The organism is Thalassotalea sp. ND16A, from assembly GCF_000764205.1.
In the GTDB taxonomy this organism is placed as follows: Bacteria; Pseudomonadota; Gammaproteobacteria; order Enterobacterales; family Alteromonadaceae; genus Thalassotalea_A.
The window spans coordinates 34,830-50,482 of the sequence record NZ_JQDZ01000038.1 but is presented as its reverse complement, the minus strand read 5'-3'; the positions used below and the strand labels follow the sequence as shown (position 1 = coordinate 50,482).

Sequence of the window (15,653 nt, the reverse complement as noted above, 5' to 3'; positions counted from 1 at the left end):
GTGTATTGTACGGCTCTTAATCGCTCTAACCAGCCGTTGGGCTGGTTAATAATTTGTAAAGTTACTATATCTGATGTTATTGTAAAAACACAAGTTTTTAGCAGTCGTCATCGTCTGCGATGAGCGAAAAGCGGACATCGATATCCCTTTAATAATTTCCATTTTTTAGTATTCGCGACAATTAGAGAGCTTAAAAAATATCTGTTACCAGAAGTAAATATGAAATTACTGGATTTTTTATATAGGCATGGCTTCAGATAAAATGATCTTATTTACTTTGCACTAAAATATCAAACTGGAAAATATCAATAATACTACTATCTTTATCTCTTAACGCGTGAAACTAAAGGTATCTCCTTATATTTTATCGCGTCAAGGAGGAACGAACATGAGGATAATATCACTACTTAGTGCAGCGACTCTTCTCTGCGCATCTACTACAGCTTTGGGCAAATCACCTGTTAACTGTTACGTCTCTGGCGATATAAATCAAAGCAAATTAAATCAACCATACGGTAGCAAGCAGAACCCCTATGGCTCACTATTGGAGGTACAGGCTGACCCCGAATGTGAAGTTATTAATGTGCTGTATTCCGAAACCCTTCTCGATGGAGGGATCGTCCTGAAAGATGGTCAGCGACTAGAGGGAAATAAAGGCAAGAACGGTGCGTTGCCTGTCATCACAAATACCACGGCGGCACTTAATGGTTTCGGTATTATTTTGGCTATAGACAATAGTATAAAACACATTCATGTTAAAGACACTTTGACCAGTGGCATATTGGGTTCGTATCTAGTTCAGCCTGTGGGCGGTGATCTCAAGATACAGAATACCCTAGTTACCGGTGCTAATCAGTCTGCAGGGTTCTCTCCATTTGCTCAAGCTTGGGCTAGTGTAGGAATCGTATCTGAGGCAGACATGAACTTAGTCATTGAGAACAGCGAGATTGGGGAGGCCGATGCACCGTCAGTGGGTATTATTCAACTTGTGGGTCATGCTGAGGTTCAAATTAGTCATACTAAAGTTAGAGATCAAGGCCACCTACCAGGTGGCAGTAATGTGTCATCAGGCATAACAGTCATTGCTGCTAATAATTCATCTGTGGATGTTTTGATCAACAATACGTCTGTATCAAATATTGGCCACGACACACTCTCAAACTCAGATGGCCTTTTGTTACTAAATCAAGGCAGTGGCGCTATGACTGTATTGGTGGATGGTTACCGTTATTCCAATCCAGATGACGGCGGAAAAATAGGCACTTCTACTGGAATCGAGATGGGATTTTTCGACTCAACTGGTGGCGGTAGCTTCAGTGGAATTGTCACCAATAGTATAATTGAGGATGCGTGGCATGCGGGGATTCAAGTTTTGGATCAGTTTAGTGGCGGTAGTAATACCCTAACGGTTGAAATTCGAGACAATAAGATCAAAAATTGTGCGCAAGGCATTCAAGGCTTTATGGATGCTACGCCAAATAGCAGCATGTTTCTTAATATAACAGACAATGTCATCGATTCTCCAACTGACAGAGGTGAAGGTAGGGAATTAGGAGGAGGGATTTACATTGGCCTGAGTCGCGCTGTGCTAGATGTTGCAGAGGTTTTTATGGAAAATAATCTAATAGTTAATTCGGAAACAACTGGCCTTGAGTTTTCACTTTTTAATGCAACAGCAAACAGCATACTACTGGATTCTGGCCTTGGTGGGTTAGGCAGTGCAGGGCAAAATCGAATAATTAATAGTGGAGTTTTTGATATATCTGCTGATGGTGTTTCTGTCTCTGCTGCTGGTAACTGGTGGGGAAGCGATACTGGACCTGCATTTTTAAATGAACTTAATGGCGGCACGATTAATGTCACCCCATTTTTGACAGCAGACCCAAATCCTTAGCCATTATATCGTTATATTAGGCGTTAGAGAGTAATAGATAGAATTACTCTATCGCCTTATGTAATTAGATTCGGTCAATCTTAGTTGGCATTAGAAGACTACATAAGTATATTTCAATATTTTTGATAATAACTAATAATCGTGTGTTTAATTGGTCGGCTGTTGGCACAAACCGTTCATTCAAGGTCACATCAAAACTGGAGAAGATCCCACCCAAAAGCATGGTGGAATGACGGAGTATTTTTTCTTATATCGTATGGCGGCAATGTGGCATTTACTGACACAAAATAAAGCTGAACAATTAACGCTAATAGGGCTGCTAAATAATAGCAATTCTATTGAGCTTAGTTGTCAGATTTAATAAGGGGCCAACTCATGCTGATTTTTGCCCCTGAATCTCGTTGATTGCTTACCGTTAATTGGCCACCATGATTGCGAATAATTTCGGCGCAAAGTGATAACCCGATCCCTGAACCTTGTTGCTTGGTAGTATAAAAAGGGGTTAGTACATTGCTTAAATTTGCAAAACCAGGGCCGTCATCACTCAACTCAAGCACTTGACTTTGTTGGTGATAGTAAGATTTTATGGTGACTTTGGTGATTTCCTGCTGACACGCTTCTTGCGAGTTTTTTAACAAGTTGATCATAATCTGGGCAAGTTGTTCAGCGTCACCGAAACATTGTTCATTGCCTTTAAAGTCAATCTCACACTTGCTTTCATCTATCATCGCAGTGGCTTCCGTCAATACTTCCTCGATGTTAAACCATTGCAGCTTGGGTAGCGGCAATTGCGCCAGCTGACTGTATTGGCCAACAAAGGAAAGTAACCTGTCACTGCGCTGATGTATTCTCGATAATACCAAGCGGGTGCGCTGTTCATCTAAATGCTCACTGGCAAGCAAGGTATCGGCCATTGAAGACATTGGCGTTAATGAATTGCGCAGTTCATGACCTAAGACCCGGATTAAATTTTGCTGGGTGGTGGTTTGGGTTTGATGCAACAATTGCGAAATATCGAGAGCGCTAAATAACCAGTGCTTTTTACCCTGATACAGGTAATTTATGCTTTGGCATTGCCATTGTTGCGCAAATTTGGGGTGGCAAAGCTGGCTATCTTGCAAAGAGAAGCCTAAATCTTTGGCAGCACTTCCCACTAACATCGGTTGCTGCAATTGCTCATTCATCGCGCCATTGCGATAGGTTAAATTAAGTTGTTGATCAAACAGGCATACCGGGACAGACCAGGAATCGAGCATGCCACTTAACAGATGCTCCAGGCTTTGACTATGCGATTGCTGACTGTTTTTCTTGTTTGCCAGGGATTCAATTTCCCGTTGTAATTCAACCAGCAAATTATCCTTATGGGCGGTTTTTAAGTGTAAGTTTTGTTCGCCTTCCTTCAGCATTTGGCTATAGGTAGTGAGTTGCATTATATTTTGGCACCAAAACCAGTAATATCGCCACGCCAGCCAAATCAGCGGGTGTATCAACACAAAAAGTAAAGTGCAGACAGCCAGCAGACTCCAGCCCAGGCTAATGGTTAAAGCCGCCGTGAGGGACACTATGACAAGAACAATGGTGCTTAGGCCGGTTATTAGCCACTTTTCATGACTCATTAGTGTTGCTCGTGGGAAATATTAAATTTTTCCAGGCGTCGATATAAGGCATTGCGTGATATTTCGAGTATTTTCGCCGCTTCGATCACTTGTCCGCCGCTGACTAGCATGGCTTTTTCAATAAGCTGCTGTTCTGCTTGTTCTAAGGGTTGCAATGTTATTTCACTGTCTGCGTTATCGGTTGCATCGAGTAATAGTTGTTGCGCTCCGATCTCAGACGTTGTTGCTAGCAGTACCGCCCGCTCGATCACGTGACTCAGCTCTCGAATGTTGCCCGGCCAGCTATGCTGTTGTAATTTACTTAGCGCCGCCGCGCTGAGTACTAAGTTGGATTTTTGATATTTTCCGGAAAAATGCTGCAAAAAATTTTCGCTTAACGCTTGCATGTCATCTAGCCGCTCGCGCAGAGGTGGCATGGTTATTACTAACGTATTTAACCGGTACAACAAATCCTGACGAAATTCACCATCTTTGAGTAACTGATTCAAATTGGCATTGGTGGCACTGATTAACCTGACATTGGCACGCTCTGTTTGACTAGAGCCTAAAATTTCATATTGTCCGGTTTCCAGTACCCGTAATAATTTCGGCTGCAAATTTAGCGGCAATGAGCCAATTTCATCGAGAAACAAGCTGCCTTGTTCGGCCAATTGAAAACGGCCGACTCGATGTTGCTTAGCGTCGGTAAATGCGCCTTTTTGATGACCAAACAATTCACTCTCAAATAAGTTGTCCGGTATCGCCGCCATGTTGACTGCAATAAAGGGATTGTTTTGTCGACTCGACAACTGATGGATGCGCTCGGCCAAAAGGGACTTGCCGGTACCATTTTCGCCTAAGATCAGTACGTTGGCATCGGTTGGTGCGATTTGACTAACCAATTGCTCTATCGCCAGCATCGCCGGGGACACGGCAATCCAATTTTTATTTTGCAGCTTGCCTGCGGGCTTCTTGCTGAGTAATTGACGATAACCCTGATGTTCTTGCTTTAAGCGCGAGTGGCTTAACTGCTGGCTAATGCTGTTAAGCAATTTGCCTTTGTTCCAGGGCTTTTCAATAAAGTCACAGGCGCCCAGTTGTAACCCTTTTACCGCCAATTCGATGCTACCCCAGGCGGTCATTAAAATTACCGGAATGTTACTTTGTTGCAGTTGTTGCAATATCTCCAGACCTTCCTGGCCACTGGTGGTGTCACGGCTAAAATTCATATCGAGCAACACTAAATCGGGCTTTTGTCGATCGGTTTGCACCACGACTTCCTTGGCGCAACTTGCTTCAATAACCTGATAGCCATTGGCATTGAGCAACAGCTCCAGCGCTAAACGAATATCTTCATCGTCATCGGCAACTAATATCGTGGCGTTGTTGCTATTGTCTGTATTCAAAAAAATTCCTAAAAAAAAGGGCTAACACCTTGTTAAATCTATAAAAGGTATAAGCAAAGATACCAGCTCATGTGAACTGGTAGCAAAGTTTACTGTATTGTTTGCCGTTATACCAATGCGAAGTGTAACGGCTGGTAAATTTTACTCTTCGCGTAACGCTTGCATTGGATCGGCGCGAATGACTCGCCATGCCGGCAGCAACACCGAGAGCAAGACGATGACAATTAAGCCGCTATCTAACGCTGTCATCGCTAACCAGTTAAATTCAGGTAACATCTCTAATTGTTGCTGAATTTGCTGATAGCCCAGTACCGAAACTACAAAACCTAAGCCCAAACCTATCACTAGCATCCATAACGCGTCTGTTAAAATAAAGCGCACCAGACGTGATTGCTTCGCACCAGTTGCCATGCGCACGGCCAGCTCGTACTTACGATGATTGGTGGTCATTTGGGTTAAACCGGCAACACCAATTGCCGCTAACAGCAAGGTTAACGCCGTCATGGTAAGCACCACCCATAAACTCACCCGTTGGTTTAGCGTTTGGCGTTGCCAAATATCACTTAACGGGGTGACTTGTAAATTACTCAGCCGTGGAAACTGACGTTGTAATTCACTGTTGATCATCTCATCAGTTAAGCTTTTGCCCGCTGGCATCATCACCGTAAATTGCAAGTTACCACCAGTGTCAATACGGTGTGAATACACGGCAGGTAAACCAAGTGGGTCGGCAATGCCGGTTTGACTTATGGTATTGCTGACAATGCCGGTGACTATCATTGCCGGGTTATCTTCGCCTTGGTTTAATTTGACAGTTTTGCCAATAATTTGTTCATTGCTCAAGCTTGGGAACATAGTCGTTGCCATGTTTTGATCAATTACGATGCGATCTTCGTCGTTATCAATTTGCTCTTGGCTGAGATTGGCACCGGCGAGCATGTTAATATTGAAGGCGCTGAAAAAATCGCTACTCAAACTTCTTATCTGAAAGATCACCCGTTCATTATTATTGTCTTCATTGCGAAATGCACGCACTTGCAGAGAATCCGAAAGCGGACCATTATCGCTAATAATCACATCAGCGTTGGCAACTTTAGTCTCAATCATGCTGCTAACATCAGCAAGTAGGGTATTTATTTCGCTGTTACCGTATTTCTCGTAATCTCTTAGTTGAGTGATATATTCTTCATCCGCCACCGTCAGGGATATATTATAAGAGTTGCCAATTTCGTACCCTAAGTCTTGGTATACCGATTGATAACTCTGCAGAGTTATCATCACTGACGCTGTTAGCAACACTGAGGCAATAGAGAGTTGCAGCACCATTAACATGCGACTCAACCATTGATTGCTCTGTGCCTGAATGCCTTTACCACTGCTATTAAGGTTATTTGACAATGCCTGTTTATCGATATCCACCAGGGCCAACACACTAAACAAAATACTTAACAAGATAATGATCGCAAACGATGCGGCGATGGTGACCCCATTGAGGCCGATAGTGTCTATCATCGGCAAACTGTCACCGGCAATTAACGGTAAACTTTTTAATGCCCAGCCAGTAACCAATAATCCTGCCGTTGCGGCCAGTAAAAAGCTGGGCAGATTTTCCAGCAACACCAGTAATCGTACTTTTAACAGACTCGCACCCAAACTCAATTGAATGGCGAATTCTTTGGTGCGGCTTTGATAATGGGCGATAAACAGATTCAATAAATTCAGTGTCGCCATCAATAATAAACCAATTGATGCCGCAAACAGGGCAATGATTAAGCCTTCGGTTTCACCTAGCATATTGCTGCGATATGGCGCACCGATCACTTCTTTGTTGGTATTACTGAGAAAGTCTAAAAACATTTGTACATTGTCGCCATCGACATTGCTGGTGACGTAATTTGTCAACCATTCATCAGTTTGCTCTTGCGTAGGTAATACCGCGTTGCCATTGGCACTTTTAAGCAATAAAAAATCAATATCATTGCTGATATTACCGACGTTATCTTCTTGTGTGGCGACCGTGGCAAGGTTTTTAATAAACCAAACTTGTTGTGGCAATATTGCCTGATCACTCTTTATTGCCATGACATCTTCAATCACACCGGCGATGATAAACGGTTGATTGTTCACATTTAACTGTTTGCCAATCACGGACTCAATGCCGGCGTAGGCGTATTGCCATAAGCTTTCGGAAATCCACACATATTGCTCTGGCGCCGCGATGCTGACATCGTCCCCGAGCAATAAACGCGCGCCCAATACTTCTAAAATGTTACTCGATGCTTCAAAAAGAGTGGTTGGATAAATGCCGTTGTTAATTTCAACATCTTGCTCGGCTGGACTAATTCCCGCCCATTCGCCCAAATCGGCAAAGTGTTCACCAAATGACTGTAAACGGTTCATATTCCAATAAGACACACTTAAGGTATCAGACATTTTAAAGCGATATTCAAAGGTTTGTAGCGATGCTTCGTTTTTAACCCCTTGTAATGGCTGATACAACAAGGTTGAAGAAATTGCGGTTACGCTTAATACCGCGCCCAAGGTTAGACCCAAGGTTAAGATTAGTGGAATGCTCAGTCGTGGCAAGGCGAAGACTCGCGCTATGCCATGCAGGAAAGCCTTTTTGTATAAACTCATGCCACACCTCGTAGTTTTTGCTCAGTCACAATTTGGCCATCAAGCAATTGTATTTGACGATTAGCACAGCGTGAATAGCGGCTGTCGTGAGTCACCATGACGATGGTTGAACCATCTTTATTCAATTGCTCTAACAGCGCCATTACCTGATCGCCATTTTTACTGTCGAGGTTTCCGGTTGGCTCATCCACCAGGATAAGATCGGGCTTGCCCACTAAGGCGCGGGCGATGGCGATACGTTGCTGTTGACCACCCGATAGCTGATTTGGACGATAATTTTGTCGATGCCACATATCTACCTGGGTTAGCACTTGTTCCACCCGTTGTTTTATTTCGGCTTTTTTGACGTTTCGGTGCTCAAGTGGCAGGGCAACGTTTTCAAATACGGTTAAGCTGTCAATCAGATTGAATGATTGGAATACGTAGCCAATGTGCTGGTTTCTAATTTGCGTACGTTGATCAACTTTCAGTCCGGAAGTATTGATGTTGGCAATGTGATAATCGCCTTCACTGGCACTGTCCATTAGCCCCATGATCGATAGCAAGGTTGACTTGCCACAACCGGAAGGGCCGGTAATGGCGACAAATTCACCCTGGTTTATTTCCAGTGAGATCCCTTGCAGGGCATGAGTTTCAATTTGCTGGCCGTCATAGCGTTTGTGCACATTGTTCATTTCAACTACTTTTTTCATTGTCTGTTCCATCCTGTTATTTTTAATTCGTTAATTCGTTATTTAATCAGTTAGCGTTAATTGGCTAAACTGGTTGTATTTACTGGTATCACTGCTGACAATTTCTTCACCTTGAGCAAGGCCGTCATTGATCACTAACTGGTTTTGCGAAAGCTCGCCAAAGGTGACGCTGCGTTGCTCTAACAAGTTGCTGGCAGTACGGACAAATAACGCTTGTTTCGAGCGGGGACGTAATCCCGGTGTTTGCTTAATGAACATCGCATTAACGTTATGCCTAACAAATACTTGCGCCGATATCGCTAAAGAAGGGCGGGCGTTTGAAGTTAGCTCACCATCAAGAACCGCTTCAGCCAGGACGGAACCATTGGCGACAACGCTTTCAATACGAGTAATGTGGGCGGCTATTTTGCCTTTTTGGGTATCAATAATGACTGCAGAGTTAATGTCTATCTGGTCTGCCTGATGTTGTGGCAAACGTAAACGAGCGATCAGTTCCTCATCGCTGCCAACTTTTGCTAATGATTCACCCAATTGCACACTTTGGCCAAGTTCAACTTCCAAGGTTTGCAGCGAACCTTTGATCCCGGCAGTGACTTGCATGTCAGCCAGTTGTTTTTCTAACAGGGCAACTTGTGAAGCTTGTTGATTGATCGTGATATCACGCTGGGTTACCTGGTAGCCCTGCATTTCGATAAACTGCTGATATTTTTGTTGCTCAAATTTCAGCCGTTTGCTTTCTTGCTTCACCGCCAGCCTGGCACGTTGCAATTCAATTTTTGACGACACGCCCAAATTCATTAAATTTTCATTGACTGATAGTTCCAGTTGCGCCTTTTCAATCTCGGCTTCAATGTCGGCAATGCGGCCTTGGTAGTTCAAGCGTTCGCTTTGTTGTTCGTATTTAAATGCTTCTAACTGCGCCTGTTGTTGCGCTAGTTGCCCTTGCGCCTGGCTAACCTCTTGTTCCAGTTTTGGGTTATCAAGAAGTAAAATAACCGTATCCGGGGTTACCTTGGTACCCGGGCGTACTAGAATTTCAGCGACTTTACCTAACGCCGGAGCCGTTAATAACCGCTCTTTGGCTGAGGCAAATTCACCGTAGGCGCTGCTGTATATATCTAATGGACCCGTGGCAACGGTGGTAAAAGTTAAGCTGTCGATATCGACTGTTTTGCTGGCTTTGCTGCTGACTGCATACGTGGCATAACCGAGTAAGCTAATAAACAAGCCAAGAGCGGCAATTTTTTTCCACGGTTTTTGCTGAGTTAGTTCAATTTTCATAATGACTCATAGTGATTAACATGATATTAACTGTACTATGAAATATTCGTGCCACAATTAAAATTGCAATAAATACATGTGGTTATGTGTTTGCAAAGGTTGAAAATGAAGCTTGTATGTTCGCTTTTAACGACCTTGTGTTCGGTTTTGAATGATACCAAATGTATTAATTGGACGATCTCGTAATTAACCTGAACTCGGGATAATCAGCACTCAATATCCCGGATTCAAATTCTTTGGTATTAGGCAAACTTGCGACCGGCATCTATAGCCAACCCTAAACCTACCGAGCCAAATTGATCACCCTGAATGATATCTGTGTGCGGGAACAGTGCTTCAATGGCGTGTTTCACCATAGGGATAGCCGTGGTGCCACCGGTCATAAACACTTTGGTGATTTGCGAAGGGACTAAACCTGCATCTTGTACGGTTTGAAACGCCTGAGTTTGAATGTTCTTAATTTCATGGTTAACCGAATCGCGTAATTGTTCAAGGCTGATGTTTAACCCTAAGTTATGTTCAATATAATCCAGGTCAATGTGGGTGTTTGCGTTGGCACTGAGCTCAATTTTTGCGTGCTCGATATCGATGGCTAAACGATGGCCTTCGCGTTTGTTGATCACATTGATCAAGCGATCGATTAGCTGCTTGTTCTCTACCCGATAAGCAATATCTTTTAATGAGTGAATAGTATGTCGGTCATACAATTGATGAATACGATGCCAGGTGGCCAAATCATGATAGTAACTCGATGGCATGATCATTTTAGTCGATTCGGTATAGCTGTCTTTGCTCACCGATTTGCGAATACTAAAATTTTTCTCAAAATTTGCCGTTGCCGCTTTGTCTTTAAACGAACTTTTATAACCAAGCTCATGCATAGCGCTGGCTAAACTGAGTTTTCGATCAAAGTCGGTACCGCCGATGTGAATACCACCGTTGGCTAAGATATCGTCTTTTCTCTCGGCTCTACTTGCTCGCTCCGGTGAGATTCTGACCACAGAAAAATCTGAGGTACCACCGCCAATATCGACAATTAAGGCAATTTCTTCCTGGTCAACACTTTGTTCATAATCCAGCGCGGCGGCGATCGGCTCGTATTGAAATACTACGTCATTAAAGCCTGCTCGAATGGCTGCTTGCTCTAATGTGTCCTGGGCAAGCAAGTCGGCTTGTGGATCGCTATCGACAAAATGTACCGGTCTGCCGAGTACGACTTGTTCGAATGAATGTTGTCCATTGGCAGCGGCACTTTGTTCGGCTTTGATTTTGAGGTTTTGTAAAAAACTGGTGAGAATGTCAACAAATGGCAGTTGCTGTGCTTTTATCTGCGTGGTTTCCTCCATCAAAGGAGTACCGAGGACACTTTTTAATGAACGCATTAATCGACCAAACTCACCATCGATATACTCATTAATTGCCGCCCGGCCATAAAAGCATTCATTTAGATCAAAATGAAAAAATATTGCGCTGGGTAAAGTCACTTTATTATCTTCTAACGGCAAAAGCATGGCTTGCTGAGATGCTGGGTTTAGGGTACCAAAAGTTGAGTTAGATGTGCCAAAGTCCAGGCCACAGAATGAATGCAAAATAAATCCTTAACAATAAAAACGAAGTGTAATTATAAAACGGCTATTTTAACCTGAACGCGGCGCAATGAGTACCTGATATAGAATTTATTACCAACAATTTAACTGCCAGGAGTAGAAATGAAAAAAACACCACTGTAATCAGAAAAAAAACACCGTTATCCGTCATGTTTTTGGACGGGTTCTCTTACTGTTGCGATATGACTACATCAGGCTGATTTGTGCCATTGAGAGGCACTCTTTTTTTAGTGTGTTGTGCAATACTTCGAAACAATTAACCACGTCATTGCGGCGCAGGCCGCAACCTCCATTCGGATATAACGTGCTTATAAACAATACCTTAAATGCTCTGTTGCTTTTGAGGAGGTTGCGGCCTTCGCCGCAATGACGTTGTATTTTTTCTTATATCGTATCAGTCTCTTAAGCGCTCTACCCAGACCTTAACGTTTTCATCCATCAGTTCATTGTGGCAGTATCCGCGGCGGTCATTTTCGTCATTAATTTTTGGTACCAAAATGCGGCAAATAACAAAAATGCGCCAACACCGATAAACAAGACCACCTTCTGCCATAACAGTGCACTCGCGGCATCGATTAAGGCGAGTTTGACGATGGCGATAAACATTAAGGCAAAGCCATATTTTACCTTGATTAAGCTGCCAGACTGTTTTAGCAAAATATACACACCGTGAATGGCCAAGGCGGGACCAATAAGCAAATCAAACCCCGAGCGGGCCAAAGAGAACAAAGCCAGACAATAGGTAACAGCGGCGAAACTGTGCAAAAATAAATCGTAATGTGCGCCCATCCGCAACCATTGCTGGGGTGATGCCGCTGTTAACGTACCATACGCCATACAAATTAGCGTCAGTGTTGCGCTGCACACATAGTAACTGTTGTCCAGGGTAAAGAACCAACTAGCTAATAAAATCAATAGATTAGTGCATTTGATAAATTCGCTGCTGGTGCGCAAGTATATTGAATTGTTAATAAACACATACGCCACTCCCCAATAAACACTGGCGATAAGGCTAGCGATAAAAGTACTGTCAAATTGCACGCCGATAAATATTGGTAGCGCAAAGCCTGAGGTTTTAACCGCAATTCGACCAATGCTGGTTGAGAGATGTTCTTAACTGGTTAACTTCCTGCTTAATGATCTTACGTCATTTTTCATGCCGAACGCTTTTTATTATTCTTTTGTATTTATAGAGTATAAGTGGCGCTGTTAAATAGCAATTTATTGTGTAAATTCAAATGTTATTGCGATTTAGCACAGCGTTGGCAAAGATACTCATCATACATTTTCCCGGCTAACTCCGGCTTTTTGCAAAGAGCACAAGTGGCAAAATAGTTGCTGTTGGCACAAAGGTCTTGCATCGCAGCTTCGACCTGTTGCTCATTGGCATCGTGGGGAAGTATTTTTACTACTTGGTATTTTAACCTTGGCTCGCTGCCATTCCAGTCTACGGTTTCAATACTAAGTTCAATCGCATTTGCGGTTTTGTTTTGCCAAATGAACCGTCTAAATTGTTCAAGGAGGTCTTTGTTGTCAATCATCGTGAATTACCCTGGTTCTTGTTTTTATATATACCAAGAATAGACTAAAAACTGTATTAGTTCTAATTTAGTAACTTTAATAATTTCAAGGGGTTGTGAAAAGCATAAGAGGATTGCTATCAATGGTTGGCAGTACTTTGAGGGTGAAAGTATTTCATCCGAGATAACTGCCAGTCGTTTGTGCTGTTTAGCGGGTATTGCCTGCACATGCCATAACGAAAAGAAGGCGGAATATTTGGCCAGTGATAGCGTAAATCGCTAAACCATACGCAGGTTTGTTGGCTTGTCTGTTGGTAATCATAAAAAATGGGGGAAACGCTAAAATGCTGAAATGGCCTGAATTTTGGATGATTCCAAACGGCCAACGCCTGGTTTTTCATTGTTTCAGGTTTTGGCAAGAGCGGGTAATTTAGCCAAATTATTTGCTCGACCAGTCGGTAGCTTGCCTGATGTTGCTGGATACCAAACTTAGTGGTCACCCATTGCCCGATATAATCGTTGTCAAATCTGATATACGCCTGGTCAAAGCCATTTGCTGTTTTACTGATGGCACTCCAGTAAAAGGGCGAAAAGGGTTGTGGCATTAATGTCATGCTTTTTGGGCTCGCAATAATTTGCTGCTCAATATGATGCTTGATGTGAATGACCATGAACAGGTAGCTACAAGGTAATAATGCGGCAAAGAATATTACCAAAGACTTAAAGCGCAGGTGAATAGGGGGAAGGTGATTAGAGATAAGCAGTAAACACAAGCTGCATAGTACCGCGGCGCTAAAGTAAGCGTCGATCACAAACAGTATATTGAACGCCACCCGGTAACGACTGAACGGGGCAAACCATTGGGTCCCGAATGCGGTAAGACTGTCGAGTAACGGGTGTGAGATAAAGGCCAGTAAACATAGCCAGTATAAGGTTTTTGTCGGAAGTCGCCAGGCGCTTAGACGTTGCCAGCTCTGCGTGATTATCCAGGCCCATACTGGTGCCAGTAACAAAGAGTGAGTTTCTGCCCGGTGCCAATAGGCGAGAAATTCTAACGGGTTAATGAAAAATAACAGATAATCGATATCTGCAAACAATGCCGCGCTGGCACCAATTACGGTCCGTTTTTGCCAAGATATTATGGTTTGCTTGTCAGCGTTGCCAGAGCCGGGCAATTGAGCCACCGCAGCGCCGACAATAGCATGGGTTAGGACATCCAATTGAGCTTCACTTTTTGTGCCTTAAAGGCCGGCTTATGGCCTTGAGCGCATGATACAGTTGCCTGTTTCTGTTTAGCAAACGCTGTAACAGCTGCCGCGTTTTTAGGTGTTGCTTGCTATTATCGACAAAATAAAAGGAAAAACTCAGCAAATAGGCCGAGGTTACGGATATTTCATCACCAATACGCTTAAGCCCGGAGTAATCACGACCGGCAGCTAGTATAAACCACTGTACGGTACGGCTTACGCGGGTAATTCCATGGGCTTGTAGATGAAAATGACCCGGTTCAAATTTATAGGCAAGGATCTCCTTAACCAGTTTCTTATGGGGCGTGAGAAAATTAAACCAGACCATGATGCAATCAATCAGGAGCTGTTCACTGGTTTGCGCTGGCAGTGCATTTGGGCTGCTACTATTGAGCATGGCAGCATCGGCTCGATCGAACAATGCTTCCGCCATATCGTCTTTTGAACGAAATAACATTCGAATATCGCCGAGGCTGCAGTTTAAGTTATGGGCCAGCGCTAACAAACTAAAACCCTCCCAGCTGCTTTGGTGCGCAAGAGCCAGTGCCTTATCTAACACTACTTGTTGAGTGATCTCATCTTCGCCCATAATCCCTCCCTTAGGGTCTGTTAGATAATCGCAATTGGTATGCGCTTTCGGCCAAAACTGTTGTTAAAGGCAGCGAAACGACCGGGTAATTGCTGGCCGCAGTGTTGGCAATTACCGTGTTCCGTTAAGCGATATTGGTTAAGTTCATACCAGTTCCGGCCAATCAGCAATTGTTGGCAATTTGGGCAATAAGTGCTGTCGGACTCGCTATCAAATACATTGCCACAATACACATAGTTAAGGCCGTAGCTTTGCGCGATTGCCCGTGCTTTTAACAGTGTTGAAAGCGGCGTATTGCCTTTATCCAGCATTTTAAAATCGGGATGAAAGGCACTAAAGTGCAGCGGAATATCCACGCCAAGACTTTCTGCAATCCATTGACACATCGCATGCAACTCTTGCGCTGAATCGTTTTCATCGGGGATCAGCAACGTGGTGATTTCAAACCAGACATTGGTTTCATTTTTTAAATAAAGCAGCGTCTCTAACACTGGCTGTAAATGACCGTGACATATTTTGTGATAAAAGCTTTCGCTAAATGCTTTTAAATCAATATTGGCTGCATCCATGTGTTGGTAAAACTCTGCTCTTGGCTCAGCGCAGATATAACCGGCACTTACCGCCACACTTTTTATGTTTTGCTGTTTCGCGGCAATGGCGGTGTCGATGGCGTATTCCATAAAAATAACCGGATCGTTATAGGTAAACGCCAGACTCTTGCAGTGATGCTGTTTCGCCGCTTTGGCTAACTGTTCTGGCATGGCACTGCCACTTAAAGTATCTATTTGCCGCGACTTGCTGATGTCCCAGTTTTGGCAAAACTTACAGCTTAAATTACATCCTGCCGTACCAAAGGACAACACACTGCTGCCTGGATAGAAATGATTGAGCGGTTTTTTTTCAATCGGGTCGATACAAAAGCCGGAAGAGCGGCCATAACTGGTGAGCACAATTTTGCCTTTATGATGCATACGCACAAAACAGCTGCCGCGTTTTCCCTCCCGTAAGGTGCAGTGTTGCGGGCACACATCGCAACGTACTCTGCCATCTTCTAGCCGCTGCCAGTACTTGGTTGGAAAATGTTCAATCAGTTGATTTGCCATAAAGTTACCGCCTGTAATAAGTATAGGTAAATTATCGTGAATCGTTATCTATACTTAGAGAGTTGGTCGACCGAAGTCGCAC

Annotated in this window: 12 protein-coding genes; 1 reads left to right on the top strand and 11 read right to left on the bottom strand. The window is 43.5% G+C overall.

Going from position 1 to position 15,653, the window contains the following annotated elements:
* Positions 1–388 precede the first annotated feature (388 nt).
* On the top strand, positions 389–1,894 hold the full coding sequence (locus ND16A_RS12640) for a hypothetical protein (RefSeq protein ID WP_033076918.1): 1,506 nt from the start codon (positions 389–391) through the stop codon (positions 1,892–1,894).
* A gap of 344 nt (positions 1,895–2,238) precedes the next feature.
* Here ND16A_RS12640 and ND16A_RS12645 read toward each other — a convergent pair whose 3' ends face one another.
* From ND16A_RS12645 to amrS, 11 genes are all read right to left on the bottom strand, one after another.
* On the bottom strand, positions 2,239–3,510 hold the full coding sequence (locus ND16A_RS12645) for a sensor histidine kinase (RefSeq protein ID WP_052072961.1): 1,272 nt from the start codon (positions 3,508–3,510) through the stop codon (positions 2,239–2,241).
* Positions 3,510–4,895, bottom strand: coding sequence for a sigma-54-dependent transcriptional regulator (locus ND16A_RS12650; protein ID WP_033076917.1), 1,386 nt, complete (start codon positions 4,893–4,895; stop codon positions 3,510–3,512). The genes ND16A_RS12645 and ND16A_RS12650 overlap by 1 nt, the downstream gene beginning before the upstream one ends.
* A 141-nt stretch (positions 4,896–5,036) precedes the next feature.
* A complete protein-coding gene (locus ND16A_RS12655) occupies positions 5,037–7,532 on the bottom strand; it encodes an ABC transporter permease (RefSeq protein ID WP_033076916.1) in 2,496 nt (831 codons plus the stop codon).
* Complete coding sequence (locus ND16A_RS12660; RefSeq protein WP_033076915.1) at positions 7,529–8,224, bottom strand: ABC transporter ATP-binding protein; 696 nt, start codon at positions 8,222–8,224, stop codon at positions 7,529–7,531. Before ND16A_RS12660 ends, ND16A_RS12655 begins: the two co-directional genes overlap by 4 nt.
* A 42-nt stretch (positions 8,225–8,266) precedes the next feature.
* Complete coding sequence (locus ND16A_RS12665; protein WP_033076914.1) at positions 8,267–9,505, bottom strand: efflux RND transporter periplasmic adaptor subunit; 1,239 nt, start codon at positions 9,503–9,505, stop codon at positions 8,267–8,269.
* A gap of 242 nt (positions 9,506–9,747) precedes the next feature.
* A complete protein-coding gene (locus ND16A_RS12670; RefSeq protein WP_052072960.1) occupies positions 9,748–11,094 on the bottom strand; it encodes an Hsp70 family protein in 1,347 nt (448 codons plus the stop codon).
* Positions 11,095–11,550: 456 nt separating this feature from the next.
* Complete coding sequence (locus ND16A_RS12675; protein WP_152593836.1) at positions 11,551–12,090, bottom strand: hypothetical protein; 540 nt, start codon at positions 12,088–12,090, stop codon at positions 11,551–11,553.
* A gap of 263 nt (positions 12,091–12,353) precedes the next feature.
* The gene (locus tag ND16A_RS12680; RefSeq protein ID WP_033076911.1) at positions 12,354–12,653 is read right to left on the bottom strand and encodes a hypothetical protein; all 300 of its coding nucleotides are present in this window, start codon (positions 12,651–12,653) and stop codon (positions 12,354–12,356) included.
* A gap of 119 nt (positions 12,654–12,772) precedes the next feature.
* Positions 12,773–13,852: a metal-dependent hydrolase gene (locus ND16A_RS12685; RefSeq protein ID WP_033076910.1), complete on the bottom strand. Its 1,080-nt coding sequence runs from the start codon at positions 13,850–13,852 to the stop codon at positions 12,773–12,775.
* 7 nt (positions 13,853–13,859) lie between these two features.
* Complete coding sequence (locus ND16A_RS0118970; protein ID WP_052072959.1) at positions 13,860–14,468, bottom strand: TetR/AcrR family transcriptional regulator; 609 nt, start codon at positions 14,466–14,468, stop codon at positions 13,860–13,862.
* 20 nt (positions 14,469–14,488) lie between these two features.
* Positions 14,489–15,571 carry an AmmeMemoRadiSam system radical SAM enzyme gene (gene amrS, locus ND16A_RS12690; RefSeq protein WP_033076909.1) on the bottom strand — a complete coding sequence of 361 codons (1,083 nt, stop codon included), beginning with the start codon at positions 15,569–15,571 and terminating at the stop codon, positions 14,489–14,491.
* Between the last annotated feature and the right edge of the window lie 82 nt (positions 15,572–15,653).